The 15,791-nt window shown below is 35.0% G+C and carries 14 protein-coding genes; 7 read left to right on the top strand and 7 right to left on the bottom strand.

The window, feature by feature from the left end; all coding sequences use genetic code 11:
- Nucleotides 1–16: 16 nt before the first annotated feature.
- The 5 genes from GXP67_RS10915 to GXP67_RS10895 all read right to left on the bottom strand — a co-directional run bounded on the left by GXP67_RS10915 (nt 17) and on the right by GXP67_RS10895 (nt 5,964).
- On the bottom strand, nt 17–1,243 hold the full coding sequence (locus tag GXP67_RS10915) for a glycosyltransferase family 61 protein (RefSeq protein ID WP_162443165.1): 1,227 nt from the start codon (nt 1,241–1,243) through the stop codon (nt 17–19).
- 52 nt (nt 1,244–1,295) lie between these two features.
- The gene (locus GXP67_RS10910; RefSeq protein ID WP_162443164.1) at nt 1,296–2,513 is read right to left on the bottom strand and encodes a glycosyltransferase family 61 protein; all 1,218 of its coding nucleotides are present in this window, start codon (nt 2,511–2,513) and stop codon (nt 1,296–1,298) included.
- A 144-nt stretch (nt 2,514–2,657) separates the two neighbouring features.
- The gene (locus GXP67_RS10905; protein ID WP_162443163.1) at nt 2,658–3,716 is read right to left on the bottom strand and encodes an NAD-dependent epimerase/dehydratase family protein; all 1,059 of its coding nucleotides are present in this window, start codon (nt 3,714–3,716) and stop codon (nt 2,658–2,660) included.
- Nucleotides 3,716–4,492 (bottom strand): WecB/TagA/CpsF family glycosyltransferase, encoded by a 777-nt coding sequence (locus GXP67_RS10900; RefSeq protein ID WP_162443162.1) that lies wholly within the window; start codon nt 4,490–4,492, stop codon nt 3,716–3,718. The genes GXP67_RS10905 and GXP67_RS10900 overlap by 1 nt, the downstream gene beginning before the upstream one ends.
- Before the next feature lie 86 nt (nt 4,493–4,578).
- Complete coding sequence (locus GXP67_RS10895) at nt 4,579–5,964, bottom strand: undecaprenyl-phosphate glucose phosphotransferase (protein WP_162443161.1); 1,386 nt, start codon at nt 5,962–5,964, stop codon at nt 4,579–4,581.
- A 676-nt stretch (nt 5,965–6,640) separates the two neighbouring features.
- On the opposite strand from GXP67_RS10895, the gene GXP67_RS10890 reads away from it, so the two are divergent.
- Both GXP67_RS10890 and GXP67_RS10885 read left to right on the top strand, forming a co-directional pair.
- Nucleotides 6,641–7,414 carry a polysaccharide biosynthesis/export family protein gene (locus GXP67_RS10890; protein WP_162443160.1) on the top strand — a complete coding sequence of 258 codons (774 nt, stop codon included), beginning with the start codon at nt 6,641–6,643 and terminating at the stop codon, nt 7,412–7,414.
- Nucleotides 7,415–7,478: 64 nt separating this feature from the next.
- On the top strand, nt 7,479–9,866 hold the full coding sequence (locus tag GXP67_RS10885) for a polysaccharide biosynthesis tyrosine autokinase (protein ID WP_162443159.1): 2,388 nt from the start codon (nt 7,479–7,481) through the stop codon (nt 9,864–9,866).
- A gap of 109 nt (nt 9,867–9,975) precedes the next feature.
- Here the strand turns inward: GXP67_RS10885 and GXP67_RS10880 are convergent, their stop codons facing one another.
- Nucleotides 9,976–10,248, bottom strand: a complete 273-nt coding sequence (locus GXP67_RS10880; RefSeq protein ID WP_162443158.1) for a UBP-type zinc finger domain-containing protein — start codon at nt 10,246–10,248, stop codon at nt 9,976–9,978.
- A 161-nt stretch (nt 10,249–10,409) separates the two neighbouring features.
- On the opposite strand from GXP67_RS10880, the gene GXP67_RS10875 reads away from it, so the two are divergent.
- The 5 genes from GXP67_RS10875 to GXP67_RS10855 all read left to right on the top strand — a co-directional run bounded on the left by GXP67_RS10875 (nt 10,410) and on the right by GXP67_RS10855 (nt 14,983).
- On the top strand, nt 10,410–11,522 hold the full coding sequence (locus GXP67_RS10875; protein ID WP_162443157.1) for an IS4 family transposase: 1,113 nt from the start codon (nt 10,410–10,412) through the stop codon (nt 11,520–11,522).
- 160 nt (nt 11,523–11,682) lie between these two features.
- A complete protein-coding gene (locus GXP67_RS10870) occupies nt 11,683–12,615 on the top strand; it encodes a S1C family serine protease (RefSeq protein ID WP_232065112.1) in 933 nt (310 codons plus the stop codon).
- A gap of 204 nt (nt 12,616–12,819) precedes the next feature.
- Complete coding sequence (locus GXP67_RS10865) at nt 12,820–13,365, top strand: LVIVD repeat-containing protein (RefSeq protein WP_162443156.1); 546 nt, start codon at nt 12,820–12,822, stop codon at nt 13,363–13,365.
- Nucleotides 13,366–13,496: 131 nt separating this feature from the next.
- Nucleotides 13,497–14,135 (top strand): LVIVD repeat-containing protein, encoded by a 639-nt coding sequence (locus GXP67_RS10860; RefSeq protein ID WP_232065110.1) that lies wholly within the window; start codon nt 13,497–13,499, stop codon nt 14,133–14,135.
- A gap of 131 nt (nt 14,136–14,266) precedes the next feature.
- On the top strand, nt 14,267–14,983 hold the full coding sequence (locus GXP67_RS10855; RefSeq protein ID WP_162443155.1) for a DUF3575 domain-containing protein: 717 nt from the start codon (nt 14,267–14,269) through the stop codon (nt 14,981–14,983).
- A 16-nt stretch (nt 14,984–14,999) separates the two neighbouring features.
- Here GXP67_RS10855 and GXP67_RS10850 read toward each other — a convergent pair whose 3' ends face one another.
- A complete protein-coding gene (locus tag GXP67_RS10850; protein WP_162443154.1) occupies nt 15,000–15,731 on the bottom strand; it encodes a DUF3891 family protein in 732 nt (243 codons plus the stop codon).
- Nucleotides 15,732–15,791: the final 60 nt, after the last annotated feature.

The raw sequence follows: 15,791 nt of genomic DNA, 5'->3' as shown, positions 1-15,791 counted from the left end.
AAATAAGGAATTACATCTACAAGTTTTCTTTAGATAAGCTCGAATTATGTACAGCAGGTATTAATTCATCCAGTATACTTTTTATTTTATCAAGCTCGACCACTATATCAAGTTTCATCCCTTTTTTTGCCGTTTTTACTTTTTTGCTGGGACAAATCAGATATAAATAATTTAAGCCTGTTTTCCGGGATAAATCATAATAAGTAGCTTTAACATATCCACTTGCAAATATTTCAAGAACTGTAGTGCCTCTATTACAAAATACCAGATTAATTAATCCTGCTCCATGAGGGGCTATAATCATTTCAGCAAACGCAAAAACATTTATCTGTTCTTCGAAAGTTACTTCATTTAAAACTAGTTTATTAAAGTTATAATTTTTTAATAATGCCCAAAGTGCTTCCTCATTAGTAATGTGTCTGATAGCAGAATCTTTGCGGCTTATATATACATAGCGGTAATTGTGCTGCGGCTTTTTTTGAGAGTTTAAAAAATTACTTCTTAAAAAATCACATACCCATACTGGTATGATTGTATGGTTGCCTCTGGGAGCCGTAGAAGCAATAATGGTTTCTGCTTGGATATGAGGATATTTGTCTCCTTCAATAATTTTATCTTTTGTAATTCCCAACAGACCCAAGGTGTCTTTCTGATAAGGCAAACGATAACTAGGAACCAGAAACCAATCGATCTGATCGAAATACCCGCTTTTCTTTAACAAGTGAATTCTGGGTAATGAATCAATCAACCAGTGAAAATAATTATTCAGTCCTGCACCGCCAGTTAATAGTGTAAAAACAGTACCCTGAATTTTTTTCGGCGTTGAATAATAATTTTGCTTGAAAATAGTATTTAGCTCAGCAGAGATTATTTTGCTCTCATTGTAATTAAAAGAAATATCACCGATCAGCTTATTATCATGCGAAATGATAGCTACGCTTGATTCATTGTCAGTGTGAATCCTTCCATTAGGGAGAATGGCCACTTTATAATCTGTTTCTGCTGAAAGTATTGGCCTTACATATATTGAGCAGGCCTCATACATTTCCTTCGAAATATGTAAGGTAGAAATCAGCTTAGGATAGATTTCAATATATCTGGCTTGTGTAGCCGGATCTGATTCTACATAATTATTGATTGAATGGTAGCTGCCTGTAGGTTTGTAAGTATGATGTTTGTGAATTATCTGATATAATATTTTTAATAACTTTCTTCTTATCTTATCGAAGACGTTTTTTTTCATATATCAGTAATTGCTTATCCCATGCTTGTTAAGGATACGTGAGTTGAAGCCTTTAATTGGCCTCTTGTAAATTCACAGGTAAAAGTTTATCTAATAGTGTTTTAACTTGAGTTAAATTTACTATCACATCTTCTTCCTGACCTTGTTTTAAATTTTTTGCCTTGGAACCTGTTTTCGAAATTAAATAGTGATATTCCAGATCAACCTTAGGCGCTAAATCATAAAAAGGACCGACTACAAACCCTTCATTGAATACTTCAATAATTTTTGTCCCTTTTTTACTAAATATCATATTAGTCATTCCAGCGCCAGTAGCAGATAATACTACTTCTGCGGATGCAAACAAACTTATTTTTTCTATAAAAGTAAGCTCACTTAATACAAAGGTTGCAAATCCATAGCTATCTAAAAGCTTAACTAGTTCATCTTCATTAGCTACTACTCTGAATTTTGAATCGCGCCGGCTTATATAAACAAGTGGAGGATATGTTTTCTTTATCAAGTCTTGCTTAAAAAAGGTAGATTTTAAATAAGGACAAAGCCAGAAAGGGATAATTTGATCTGTCCCTCGTGGAGCCGTGGTAGCAATAATATTATCAGCTATAATATGAGGATGCTTGTCGCCTTCAATAATTTTATCTTTGTCAATGCCAAGCATATGTAAAGTATCCCTTTGGAAATCATGCTTATACGCAGGTACTAAAAACCAGTCAATTTTCTCAAACAATCCACTTTCTTTTAGTAAATGAATACGAGGAATTACATCAATTAACCAATGGCTATAATTATTTATTCCGGAGCCACCAGTAAGCATAGTAAAAACAGTACCTTTATACCTTTCAGGTTTAACAAAATATCTTTGTTTAAATATATTATTATCTTCTGGCCTTACCACTCTGCCATAATTATAACTAAAGGAAACATCACCTATTAAATTATTGTCTTCTGAAATAATGGCGATGCTGGTAGCATTATCTGTATGCACTCTTCCATTGGGTACTTCTACTACCAAATACGTGGTTTTAACATTTAAATTAGGTTTGAAATAATTAGAGCAAGCGTTATACAAATCCTTGCTTATTAATAAATTAGATACTAGATCTGTATAAATCTCCTTATAAAATATATCCTGGCCTTTTTCGATACAGGCTTCTTTGAAATTCTTACTAGTTGGATAAATTCCTCTGGGCTTCAGGCTATAATTATAGTAAATGAATTTAATCATTTCTCTCCATAACTTGCCCTTTATTTTTTTTAATGATATTTTCATGCAGCCTGTAATTTTGTTTACAATAAATTTGCGCAAGAACTAGCTACTTACTCTTTTACAAATAAGTGATAATGTATTATTAAAAATGACTAACTAATCTGTTAAAATAATAGATTAGTTAGTCATTTTTCTTTTTGTGTCAATTTATACTAATTGGGTTCTTTCTACCCATGACTGATAAATTTCAGTGAAAGTAGTTTTTAGATCTTTAGTAATATCCCAATTTGGATAATGGCTTTTCATTTTACTCAGATCTGAGATATAGCACATATGATCGCCCTGACGATTTTTATCTACATATTCATATATCATTTTTTTGCCCGAAATACTTTCGATTAAGCTGAAGGCTTCTAATATAGATATGGAGTTATCTCTGCCACCTCCTATATTGTATACTTCTGCTACTCTCGGGTTTTCAATGAATTCCTCCATGAAACGAACTACATCATACGAGTGAATATTGTCTCTTACTTGCTTTCCTTTATAACCAAAGATATTGTATTTGCGGCCTTCCAGATTACATTTGATCAGATAGCTCAGAAAACCATGTAATTCAACTCCAGAATGATTGGGACCAGTTAGGCAACCTCCACGGAGGCAGCAAGTTGGAATATTAAAATAGCGGCCATATTCTTGCACAAATACGTCTGCAGCTACCTTAGAAGCGCCAAATAAAGAGTGTTTAGACTGGTCAATAGTGAATGTTTCTTTTATTCCATTGTAGTATTCAGAATCAGCAAAATCCCAGCGGGTTTCTTTCTCTACTAAGTTTAGGTTATTGGGAGCATCACCATACACTTTGTTAGTAGACATATGTACAAAAATAGCTTCAGGAGCTCCTAATCTGGTAGCTTCCAGTAAATTTAAGGTACCTACTGCATTTACGTCAAAATCATCAAAAGGACGGCTTGCAGCTAAGTCATGGCTAGGTTGGGCAGCCGTATGAACAATAGCATCTGGCCGGATTTCTTTTATTGTCTGTAGCACTCCATTTCTATCCCTAATATCAAGCTCACGATGTTCGAAATTATTATACTTTGATAGTAATTTTCTCTGATTCCAGCGGGTGTCGCCATTTGGACCGAAAAAGTCGGCACGCATGTTATTATCTACGCCATATACTTTCCATCCATTCTGGCAATAATGTTCTACTACTTCGCTTCCGATCAGACCGCTAGAGCCTGTTACGATAATCTTTCTCATTAATTATTAGTTTTTGTTTGTACGTATTTACTTAAACCCAATTTTTGTTTTAAAAATAAATATATAAAGTAAGAGTTTGTTGTTAAGTAGCGTTTCCACAATCTGCCTGGCTCCTGAATTAGCCGGAAAAGCCATTCCAGCCCATTGTTTTGCATCCATTTAGGAGCTTGTTTCACAGTACCGGCATAAAAATCAAAAGCTGCTCCAACAGCTAACATAGCTGCATTAACTTTTCCTAAGTGATTAGCAACCCAACGTTCCTGGCGAGGGCAACCTCTTCCTACCAATACGATATGTGCGCCAGAATCATTTATTTTTTTTATATCTGCTTCATCCTCTTCCGGAGTAGCTTCTCTAAACCGGTCTACATGAATGCCACATATCTGAACACCGGGATAATTCTTATTAATAAATGCTTGTAATTTTTCGAGCGTTACTGATTTGCTACCATATAAGTAAACCTTTAAATTCTTCCGATCAGCTTTTTCAAGCACATGTAGTGTTAGTATAGGACCGTATACCCTGTCTTGTAAATCTACTTTATAGAAACTATTGAGTGCCCAACGGATTGGCTGCCCGTCTGGAACAATTAAGTCAATTTTATTTACTTGTTGAGCCAAATTGTTATCCCAGACGGATTCTATTAAGCCATGTACCGCCAAGGCAGTCACACCAAAACTCTGATTTTTTTTCGCTTTTTCAATTACTAAATCTGAGGCAGACTGGTAATCTACGATCGCATAGTTTATTGAAAATAAATTCCTTCTCTGAACCATTTTTATAATATTTGTAAATAATGATGGTTTTCGTATTGACAACTGATAAACAGATACATTAATTTAGTTTGATTGAAATGGAGTTATCAATAAGCATTTTCTTCACCTTTGATCATATTCCAAACAGTAAGAAAAATGATTTTAAGATCTAAAAAAAGACTCCAGTTTTCCATATACATTACATCGTATTCTACCCGTTTTTGCATGAGTTGTACATGTTTCGTTTCGCCTCTATACCCATTCACTTGAGCATACCCCGTAATACCAGGTGAAACAAAATGACGCACAGCATATTTATCTATAATTTTAGAATACTCCTCTAACTGTGTAATCAGATTTGGCCGTGGTCCTACGACAGACATATCTCCAAATAGTACATTGAAAAACTGCGGGAGTTCATCCAGACTGGTTTTTCGTAAGAATTTACCTACTTTAGTAATTCTGGGATCTGACTTTGTTGCTTGTAATTCGGTTTGAGCATTTACACGCATAGTCCGGAATTTATAGCACTCAAATAATTTATTTCGCTTACCAGGGCGCAACTGTTTAAAAAATATAGGGCCCTTAGATTCTAATTTTATAAGTAATGCAATTGCCGGGAATATAAAAGGAAATATAAAGCAGATTACCATGAGCGAAAATACTATATCGAAACTCCGCTTGATTACCCGGTTAAAATAGAAGCCTAATGGTTCTCTGCGGAAAGTCATTATTGGAATATTGTCGTAAAAATCAATATTGACTTTTTTTTGCACTAGGCCTCTGAAATCAGGGGCAATTTTGAAGTAGATAAAATTGTTGTCACAAAAATCAGCAATATCTTTTATTAGGTCATTAGATGTTAAGGAGAGGGCGTAATAGATCTCATTAATATTCTCCTTAATACAATAGTCTTTTAAATGCCGTATTTTACCTTTTATTAATAGACTGGGAATTTCAGGCGAATCATCAAAGAACCCCATGAATTTGTACCCCATATTTTTATCTTTAATAAAATAATGGTACAATTCGTTACCAGCATATCCGGCTCCTATAATAACTACTCGTCTTTCGGTAAGCCCGGATTGTTTGAAATATTTTAGGAAAAGGATAAAGATTATTCTGAAAAATATAATTGAATCTATAGCTAATATATAGGAATAAAAGATGAAAAGCCGTGCAAAATCGTGCGCTTTAAAACTAATTATATAAGAGAATATGAGTAAGATATGTACTACAACAGCGTAAAATAAGTTAGTTAATAAGTTTTTGAATTTAAATAAATTGTCTAAGCTATAGATATTATTAAATAAAGCCGAGGCGATCCAGGCTAAATTAAAGATAACAAAGAATGAAAGATAATAATCTTCATAATTGATATTACGTCCAAATCTAAGATAGAAAGCTAATTTACAGGAGAAGTCAATGATTATAAAATCAGCAACTAACAAGAAAATCCCTACAAATTTAGAATATGGTAAATTTTTTTTCATGGCTGATCTCTCACTAAACTGTTACCTATCATGCAATTAAAATGAGGATGAAAATTTATATCTTTAGAAGATACAATCATATACTGCCTCCATCTTCTCATAAATAATTTAAGTTAAAGCTTAATCCTATACTCAGATTTTACCTTTATACTTCAAATTTGAGATAAGTAAGTTTTAACGTAAAAATTAATATATCTAATTCCCAAAGTCTGTGGTCAGAACGCAAAATTGATAGGAATAGCAAATTGTTATGAAAAAGACTAGATTTAAATAGTAAAATATTTAAGACGTATCTGACTCTATTTTAAAATTTTTTAACTTACATTTTCAAAACCTGTGTAATTAATACATATTTAATAATTTTCTAGTAAAGATAAAAAATTAAAATTTAAATTGATATTACTGATTCAACTCTATATTAAATAATTATTATATATTTTTTATAGTAAATCAAATATAAGTTAAATAATGGCAGGCTTTTTTCTGTTTATTTTTTATAAATACTACTAATATCTTGCTGATAAATAAATATTTATATTTTAATAGATATATATTTTTTATTTTTTGCAATCATTATTTATGTTGAAAATATAAAATTATTATTGTCGCTTTTTTGCATATTTTTGTGAAACTAATTTAAATAACACTCTACAATATTATAAAAAAAATCCAATTTATGATAAGAATAATATATTTGTTAATTATCGTCCTATCTGTTTCTTCTTGTATCTCAACTAATAAATTAGTGTATTTTCAGAGTAAAAAATTTTCTAAAACTACACCTACATTAATAGAAAATAAAAGACTGGAATATAGAATACAGCCAAATGACGTTTTATCTATAAGAGTAACTAATCCTTTAGATAAAACAGCGCCGAATATTTTTGAATCTGAAGGCCAGACTGGGGGTGGAAATAATCCTGCTGCTATGTTCTATATCACAGGCTATTCCGTAGATGACAAAGGGATGGTTAATTATCCGAATTTAGGGAAATTAAAAGTGCTGAATCTAACAATAAATGAAGCAAGAGATCTAATTCAGCAGAATGTAGATAAATATATGACCAATGCCGCTGTGATTGTTAGATTAGTTAGTTTTAAGATTACTATTTTAGGGGATGTACGAAATCCTGGCTACCATTTTGTGTATAATAATCAGGCTACCTTACCTGAAGCCCTTGGACTCGCAGGTGACCTTACATATAATGGTAACAGAAAAAATATTAAACTTATAAGGCAATCAACTTCAGGTGTGGAAGTGGTATTACTGGATTTAACTGACCCTAACCTGATAAAATCACCATACTTTTATCTTCAACCCAATGATATGATATATGTTCAACCTTTGAAAGCACAACTAAGTAGAACCAATCTAAGTCTAATGGGTACTGTTTTTGGAGCTATTTCAGCAACTTTTCTTATCCTGCAATTTTTTGAAATAGGAAAATGAGAAGTATAACTAAAGGGTAAGATAAACACATTGTTGAACGAAAATTTATATAATCTTAAATAAAATGGCTAATCAACCGAATGAAAGCAAGTTAGATCTGAAACAACTGTTTTCGAGGTATTTTACGAAATGGTATTATTTTCTGATTTCTTTAGCAATTGCCTTAACAGTTGCTTATTTCCATATTAAACTATCTAAAAGAGTTTATGGAGTGAGCGCAACTGTATTGATTGAAAATGAGAGTGCTGGGAATAAAGCCGCAGGTGAATTATTAGAAGTGATAGATGCTCAAAAAAAATATATTGAAGTAGAAGACCAAATAGGTTTGCTCACTTCTTTCAATATGGTACAGAAAGCTATTGCAAGGCTTGATTTTGGCGTATCTTATTATTTAATTCCTGATATTTTGATTAATAATTTAGGTGATCAGGTTGTAGAAGAAAAAGTTACAGAGGAGTTTCCCTTTAGAGTAATTCTTGACCCATCATCCAATCAGTTATTGAATGTTCCAATTTATGTTAAAATCCTGTCAAAAAATAAGTATCAGGTACAAGTTGTGGGAGGAGAAACTGCTTATATATATAATATATCAACTAATAAAACCATTGGTGAAACAACCACTCCGGAGATAAATAAGATTGTTAATCTGGGAGATCCTTTCAAAGATGAGCATCTGAATTTTAAGATATTTCTTAATCCTTATTATGAAACCTATCTAACCAAAGGAAAAAAATTCTTCTTTATTATCAATAATATCGGAAATCTGACAAAAGGCTATCAGGCAAAAATATCAGCAAAACCTATCAGCCGTGATTCCCGGATCTTAAATTTATATGCAGAAGGAACTGTAGCAGCGAAAGAGGCAAAATTTCTGGATACACTTATCAGCGTATATTTAGAAACGGACCTAATAGAAAAGCAAGAGGCAAATATTAAAGCCATTGCATTCATTAACAGTCAGTTATCAACCGTAGCTAATCAATTGGAAAATTCCAAACAAGCACTCGAGGGCTATAAGCGGACATACGGTACTGAAAGAGGGGTTGCTAAGTTAAATGCCTATGAACGGCTGGAAGCTTTACAGTTACAGCGAAGTGATTATACCACCAGATTGCGTAGTTTAAATAATACATTGGATTATATGATAACCGGCCAGGATCTGGAAATGTCTCAGGTTCCTATTACAGCAGGAATTAATGACCAGATTATAATTGACCTCGTTAGGCAATTAGATATACTATATCAGGAAAGAGCTAAACTTGCTTTAAGTATAAGGTCTGATAATCCCTTATATCAGCAACAACAAGAGAAGATTGTTAATACAAGGAACACAATTATTGAAAACCTGCGTAGACTGGTGAGTGTAGTGAATAGTTCATTAGCAGTAACAAATCAGAGCATTAGTCAGCTTGAGAACAATATATTCAGATTGCCTCAGGATCAACGTCAGTTAGAACAACTGCAAAGTAAAAAAGATTATAATGAACAGACAGTAGCTTTTTATGAGCAGAAAAGAGCAGCGGCAGAAATACTTCTGGCAACTAATGCGCCGAGTAAAAAACGAGTGGATTACGCAAAAATGGTAGGAAATGGACCGATGTCTCCTAAAACAAATGCCATCTATTTAATAGCTTTTCTGGTAGGTCTATTTATTCCTGCCGGTGGTATACTTGCTTATGATTTGGTAAATAATACGATTAAGAGTAAGGATGATGTCAGAGGTGTAACTAATATTCCTGTGCTTGGACTAATTGGTCATAGTGACGGTAAAAACGGCATACTGGCTAAAACAGATAATCATAAATCAGCCCTCTCAGAAGCTTTCCGATCCCTGCGGGTTAATTTGCAGTATCTGGCTGCTGGTATGGACCAGAAAGCCATTGGTATTACTTCTTCTGTAAGTGGAGAAGGGAAAACCTTCTGTGCAATAAACCTGAGTACAGTATTAGCTCTATCTGGAAAGCGGACTGTTTTAATCGATGTAGATTTACGTAAACCTAAAGTGGCTGCATACCTGGGTTTAAAAAATACAACAGGGCTTTCTTCTTATTTAATAAAAAGCAGCACTTTAGAAGAAATAATTCAACCCACAAAAGTAAAGAATTTTGATGTAATCTCTTCAGGCCCAATTCCTCCTAACCCGGTTGAAATGATTGAATTGAAGGAGATGCGTGATTTGATAGCTAAATTAAAAGCAGAATATGATTACGTTATTGTAGATACCCCGCCTCTTTCTTTCGTGGCCGAATATATGATTTTGAAAGAATACCTGGATGCAAATATATTTGTGGTAAGAGCAAATTATACCAAACGGGAAGTATTGGACACAATTAATGAATTGTACGAAAGCAAAGCAATCAATAATTTAAGTATTGTAATCAACGATATTAATTTTTCGACTGTATATGGGCTGAGCTACAATGGAAAAGCCAATGGATACTATAAAAATTGATCTACAAAGTATAATAAAATTCAATAAAAAGGGTGCAGAATAATATATTCTGCACCCTTTTTATTGAATTGCAATATTGGGTATATACTGTAAAATTACAAATCCTTTACTATACATAATATTCAGTGAATGCTTCGTCCTCATAACACCATGCCCACTGTTCACCAGGCTCAGCAGAAATAATTACCGGATGGTGGGTAGCCTGAAAGTGCTTGGTGGCATGCTTGTTTTTAGAATTATCACAACAATGCACTTTGCCGCAAGTCTGGCAGGTTCGTAAATGCACCCAGGTATCTCCTGTTTCGACACATTCCTCACAGTAATATTTTTCAGATATCAACGGTTGTAAATTTCTCAAGTGATCACAGATCCTTTTGGGCATAACTCTAAATTTTTCTTGAATATACTATTGTTTACAAAATATCTGTTACCAATCATTCTTTATCATTTGAAGTACTCTACCCAACTAAAAAGCTACTATTATGAAAATAAAAAAGGGAAGTGGAATTTTGTGGTGACCAAACTACAAAAAACACATTCCCTATGAAGCAATACTTCACCAACGAAGTTAAACAAGTTTTGGACAAAGTAGCAATCGTTAAAAACTTAGCCCGCAAGAAATTTATTACCAGCTTTGTGCTGGCTTTGATTCAGAGCAGAAAGGTACAGTTTTCTCATCTGGCTCATTATCTCAATGATGAAGCCAAAATAAGTTGTAATCAGGTAAGGATACAGGATTTCTTTCGGGAAGTAGACTTGGATTATCAAGCCTTAGCCTGCTTGCTGTTATGCTTTCTGCCTCAAGGAAAGATTAGCTTGTGTATAGATCGAACGGAATGGGATTTTGGTCAGTGCCAAGTCAATATATTGATGGTAGTTGCCACAAGTGGAGTGCTGCATGTGCCGCTGTATTGGCAGTTATTGGAGAATGAAAGTGGTAATTCGGCTACAGATGATAGGAAAGCCTTCCTTAGTCAATGCATTGCTTTAGTAGGCAAAGAACGCATTGGTATGGTAGTGGCTGACAGAGAATTTATTGGCCACAACTGGCTTTCTTACTTGAAGAGCCATGGTATTCTGTTCTGCATCCGTGTGCCCAAACATCATCTGATCACACGCCTGGATGGCAGACAGCACCGGGTAGAAGAGTTGCTTACTAAAGCTAGCGAATTGTCTTTAGCCGATTGTCTGGTAGATGGTGTCTGGGCTAATGTATATATAAAGAAACTCAGAAGTGGAGACATTCTGTTTTTATTAGGTACAGTTAAGGTAGGTCTGCTTGGACAACTCTATAGAAAAAGATGGACCATTGAAACCTTATTTCAGAATATGAAAGGAAGAGGCTTTGATTTGGAGTCTACTCACTTGAAGCTTACAGACAAACTCAAAAAATTGATCGGTCTGGTAAGCATTGCCTATGGCTTTTGTTTAACTTATGGCTTGTATTGTCATCAAAAAATTAAAGCCATACCAAAAAAGAAACACGGTTACAAAGCTAATAGTTTTTTCAGGTATGGTCTTGATTGTATCGGCTATGCTATCAGAGTAGAATGGAACAAAGATTTGATTGCTTTTCAAACCCTTATGCGATTGTTGAGCCGGACTTTAAGACAAGTATTTCAGTCTAGTAGATTGCCTAATAAAATAGTTGGGTAGAGTACATTTGAAGCACTGCCATTAAGTCTTTTATTTTCAGAAGCCACTAACGAATCTGTCATATTTTCCTCTAAAAATTTCTGGCTGATAAATTGAAATTATGTTTGGAGCCAAGGTCATAGTATACAGACTTGGTTGTTATACCTCAAACAAAACTTATATGATGGATGCATTTTCAAACATTGTTGTTGGAGCAGTCTCCAACATTAAGAATGCTGTCGTAAAGATTGATATTTTTAAACGACAAAATAACAAATTTATCGCTGCCGGATCTGGGTCGGGATTCATTTTTTCATCAGATGGACTCATATTTACAAACAGCCATGTGGTAAAAAGTGCTGATAAGATAAAAGTAAGCCTATTAGATGGTGCAGAAGAGGAAGCTTTTCTGATTGGCGATGACCCTGATACTGACATAGCAGTTATTAAAATTTATGCCAGCGGTTACTCAATTGCTAAGCTGGGAAATTCTGAAGACTTGAAAATAGGCCAATTGGTGATTGCTATTGGTAATCCATATGGATATCAGCATACCGTTACAACAGGTGTGGTGAGTGCATTAGGTCGGACTCTACGAACTACTTCTGGAAGATTGGTAGATAATGTGATTCAGAGTGATGCTGCATTGAATCCGGGTAATTCCGGAGGGCCGATGGTAAATGCAGAAGGCGAGGTGGTAGGAGTGAATACAGCCGTTATCAGAGGAGCGCAGGGTTTAAGTTTTGCTGTCGGTATTAACACTGCTAAAGATATTGCCGGTTATCTGATCAAAGAAGGAAAAGTACTAAAGGCTTATCTGGGAGTGATGATGCAGGAAATCAATATCAATCCAAGAATTATCAATTTTTACGGGCTTAAAAACTCAAAAGGCCTTTTCGTAATTTCCATCGAAAAGAATTCTCCGGCCAGCCGTACTGCCTTACGTGAGGGAGATATTATTATTGGCTTTGATAATTCTACTGTAAATAACTCGAATGAGCTTTTCAAATTATTAACCAAAGACAGAATTGAAAAACCTGCTCAACTAACTATTATTAGAAGTGCGCAGAAACTGGATATTAGTATTTCTCCCGGTTTGCAAACGGCTGCCTGATTCATGCCGATTTTATTGTAAAAAGGCCTTCCTTTCAATGGAAGGCCTTTTTATGGAAGTATACTTTATTGCAAGTAGGGTTACTTTTGCTATATTTTACATTAAATGTATTTCCGTAATCTCAATTCCTTTTTAAGGAATATTTATTCTTTAACACATCTATCCAAAGAAATTTCTATAGTAAGATCTAATAGTACACTATATATGAACATCATTTTTAAGCCATTCAATAACCTGCTGATCGGTTTAGTAGTGTTGAATTTATTTAATAATTGCGTTCCGGAGACAGAACCTGATCCACCTGTAACTCAAAAGGGATACCGGCCGGTATACGCTTCTTATGAGGAAATACGTACGGTGCAAACCCTGTCACCTCAAGCGCTTATTCATCCCGGTAAGATCTATGTAAAAGGTGATTTTTTATTTGTAAATGATGTCAATCAGGGTATTCACATAATCAATAATCAGAACCCGGTTTCTCCACAACCTATCAGCTTTATTTCTATTCCCGGAAATGTGGATATCGCTGTGAAAGATAACATATTATATGCCGATAATGCTACTGATCTGGTAGCCCTGGATATAAGTAACCCCAACGATATAAAACTGGTAAAACGAATTATGAACACGTTTCCTTATCCGAAATTTCCTCCATATACAAATGTAAAATTCGAATGTGTTGATCCTTCCAAAGGCATTGTGGTAAGGTGGGAAGAGGCTGAATTACAAGATGCTAAATGTTTCCGTTAAATATTTTTAACACATTGAATTATGAAAAGATTACTATATACTTTTTTACTGGTGAGCCTTATACTAGCAAGCAGTTGCGATTCTAACAGTAATTCAGCTATGGCGCCAGGCACAGCCGGTACTGGGGGGCTATGGCCCGTTTTGCAATTAGTGGCAACCATTTATATACAGTTACTAATTCTGATCTGAAGGTGTACGATATTAGTGAGCCTGCCAACCCCAAACCAGGATCAGATATCAAAGTAGGAGTACGCATTGAAACTATCTTCCCCTATGGCGAGAATTTATTTATTGGCTCACAAACTGGTATGCATATTTATGGAGTACAAAATCCTGAGAAACCAGCACCAATTTCTACCTATAGCCATGTACAAAGCTGCGATCCGGTAGTGGTACAAGGCAACTATGCCTATGTCACGTTAAGAGATGGAAATACCTGCCGTACTGGTCAGAACCTGCTAGATGTGATCAATATAAGTAATTTGCAGGCACCGCAACTTGTGAGATCTTACCCTATGAAAAATCCTCATGGACTGGGAATAGATGGCAATACATTGTTTGTGTGTGAGGGACAATATGGCCTGAAAGTGTTTGATGCTGCGCTACCGGATAGTTTAGTAGAAACCCAGTTTATTCCTGGCGTACATTCATTTGATGTGATTCCCAGGAACCAGGTGTTAATTGTGGTGGGAAAAGACGGTTTGTACCAGTACAACTACAGTGATCCGAAACAGCTTTCATTGTTGAGTAAAATCCCTATCGTTAACTAATTTCTAAAACTTCAAGAGTAATTTTTATTCAATACTTTCTCACTACTTGTTTAGATTATCTTTCAAGTTGGCGAAAGAGTATAGACTAATTATCAATAGCCTACATAAGTACTACATTATCAGTTAATATCATGTTTAAAAAATTACTATTACTGGCTTTCGTACTTGGAAGTTTATTTCCAGCGTATGCTCAGCCTTCAGATACGTTAGGTATAATTAACAGCCGACGCCAGCCTCATTATATTATTAAGTGGGCTCCTTTAAGCCTCGTTGACCAAGATAATACTGTACAGTTTGGCATAGAATACTTATTTAAAGGGCCAGTTAGTTTACAGCAGGAAATAGGCTATGGATGGTTTAGTTTTAATGGTAATAGTGATAATGGGGTTTATATAAATCGCGAGATATGGCGTTCACGTACGGAAGTACGGTTTTATGTAGCCAATAATGGACAAATTAAGAGGCCGCATGGTGCTTATCTGGCTTTAGAATTTTTGTATAAACGAATGAATTATACCAAAGAAGACAATGTAGGCCGTGAGTGTGAGAATGGAGATTGTGAATATTTTGAAAAGATGAACTACAAACTCTTCAGAGATGTATATGGCTTTCACGGAAAAATGGGCGTGCAGTTTATCATAGAGAAAAGGCTGGCATTAGATGTATATATTGGAGGAGGATTAAGAAGCGTTGTTGTGAAATCTCCAGGTTTGTCTGCAGAAAATAATAACTTGATGGAAGACAGAGGCTTTGTGTTATCTAAACCTATGGAACTTGGCCAATATACAATGCTCAGTATGAGCGGTGGTTTTAAAATTGGATACCTGATATATAAAAGACGCAAATAATTCTTCTGCTCTTATTCTATACGCCTTTTCGTAACATCCATTGTTTAACCGTAATGGGCGCATTCAATATGAAATCAATTAAATGGCGGTCATTTTTAAAGCTGAGCTGGCTTAAAACGGCTGTTTCTATAGATAACTCAAATGTATCCTCCTCAAAAGGCCAGGGGTGCACTACTACAGATTGATCACTTAATTGCCTGACTTCATAGCGTTTGCCATCCGGACCTTTGCTGATTTCCAGCGTACGTTCTGCTTCGGGCAATTCATTTCTGCAAAGAATTAATGAGAACCTGTCGCACCATTGCATGAGTGCATAGGCATGCTTAGCTTCTTTAATAGAGACTGTAAGTTCTTTCCGCCATTTTTTCTGATTAGCAAGCTGTAACTCTAAAAACTCATCTATTACTTTATTTTGCCCTCTTTTCTCTTCATACAAAAAGGACATATGCATAGAAATCAGCATCGCTATCCAGCGTCCTTTGTGCTGGGAAAGTTCCGTAATCCGCCGCAATTGAATCATATTAAACGGCTTCAGAGAGAAATCTAAGGGCGCACCCGATGGGTTTAAATGGTTAGTTTCCTGCCAGTCTTCTTGTGCATCATCATGTTCAGCAATTGCTACTAAAGTTTCAATCCAGCGTTTCGGTCTTTGATCTTTCCGCCAATGGCTGGCTATTTTCATGGCTAATAATCCATGTGCCCGCTGATGTATAATTTCCCAGCCAGTCTGGTGTGTGTTGACTATCATGCTTACTAATCTAGATGTATGGCAAAAAAAAGACGCAGTATTTGCGTCCTCATAACTAGT

This window comes from Rhodocytophaga rosea (genome assembly GCF_010119975.1).
GTDB lineage: Bacteria > Bacteroidota > Bacteroidia > Cytophagales > 172606-1 > Rhodocytophaga > Rhodocytophaga rosea.
This window is presented reverse-complemented; position numbering and strand designations above follow the sequence as displayed.

Excerpts from the sequence above, each read along its gene's own strand:
- GXP67_RS10915 (WP_162443165.1), bottom strand. The coding sequence starts at position 1,243 with ATGAAAAAAAACGTCTTCGATAAGATAAGAAGAAAGTTATTAAAAATA.
- GXP67_RS10910 (WP_162443164.1), bottom strand. The coding sequence starts at position 2,513 with ATGAAAATATCATTAAAAAAAATAAAGGGCAAGTTATGGAGAGAAATG.
- GXP67_RS10905 (WP_162443163.1), bottom strand. The coding sequence starts at position 3,716 with ATGAGAAAGATTATCGTAACAGGCTCTAGCGGTCTGATCGGAAGCGAA.
- GXP67_RS10900 (WP_162443162.1), bottom strand. The coding sequence starts at position 4,492 with ATGGTTCAGAGAAGGAATTTATTTTCAATAAACTATGCGATCGTAGAT.
- GXP67_RS10895 (WP_162443161.1), bottom strand. The coding sequence starts at position 5,964 with ATGAAAAAAAATTTACCATATTCTAAATTTGTAGGGATTTTCTTGTTA.
- GXP67_RS10890 (WP_162443160.1), top strand. The coding sequence starts at position 6,641 with ATGATAAGAATAATATATTTGTTAATTATCGTCCTATCTGTTTCTTCT.
- GXP67_RS10885 (WP_162443159.1), top strand. The coding sequence starts at position 7,479 with ATGGCTAATCAACCGAATGAAAGCAAGTTAGATCTGAAACAACTGTTT.
- GXP67_RS10880 (WP_162443158.1), bottom strand. The coding sequence starts at position 10,248 with ATGCCCAAAAGGATCTGTGATCACTTGAGAAATTTACAACCGTTGATA.
- GXP67_RS10875 (WP_162443157.1), top strand. The coding sequence starts at position 10,410 with ATGAAGCAATACTTCACCAACGAAGTTAAACAAGTTTTGGACAAAGTA.
- GXP67_RS10870 (WP_232065112.1), top strand. The coding sequence starts at position 11,683 with ATGATGGATGCATTTTCAAACATTGTTGTTGGAGCAGTCTCCAACATT.
- GXP67_RS10865 (WP_162443156.1), top strand. The coding sequence starts at position 12,820 with ATGAACATCATTTTTAAGCCATTCAATAACCTGCTGATCGGTTTAGTA.
- GXP67_RS10860 (WP_232065110.1), top strand. The coding sequence starts at position 13,497 with ATGGCCCGTTTTGCAATTAGTGGCAACCATTTATATACAGTTACTAAT.
- GXP67_RS10855 (WP_162443155.1), top strand. The coding sequence starts at position 14,267 with ATGTTTAAAAAATTACTATTACTGGCTTTCGTACTTGGAAGTTTATTT.
- GXP67_RS10850 (WP_162443154.1), bottom strand. The coding sequence starts at position 15,731 with ATGATAGTCAACACACACCAGACTGGCTGGGAAATTATACATCAGCGG.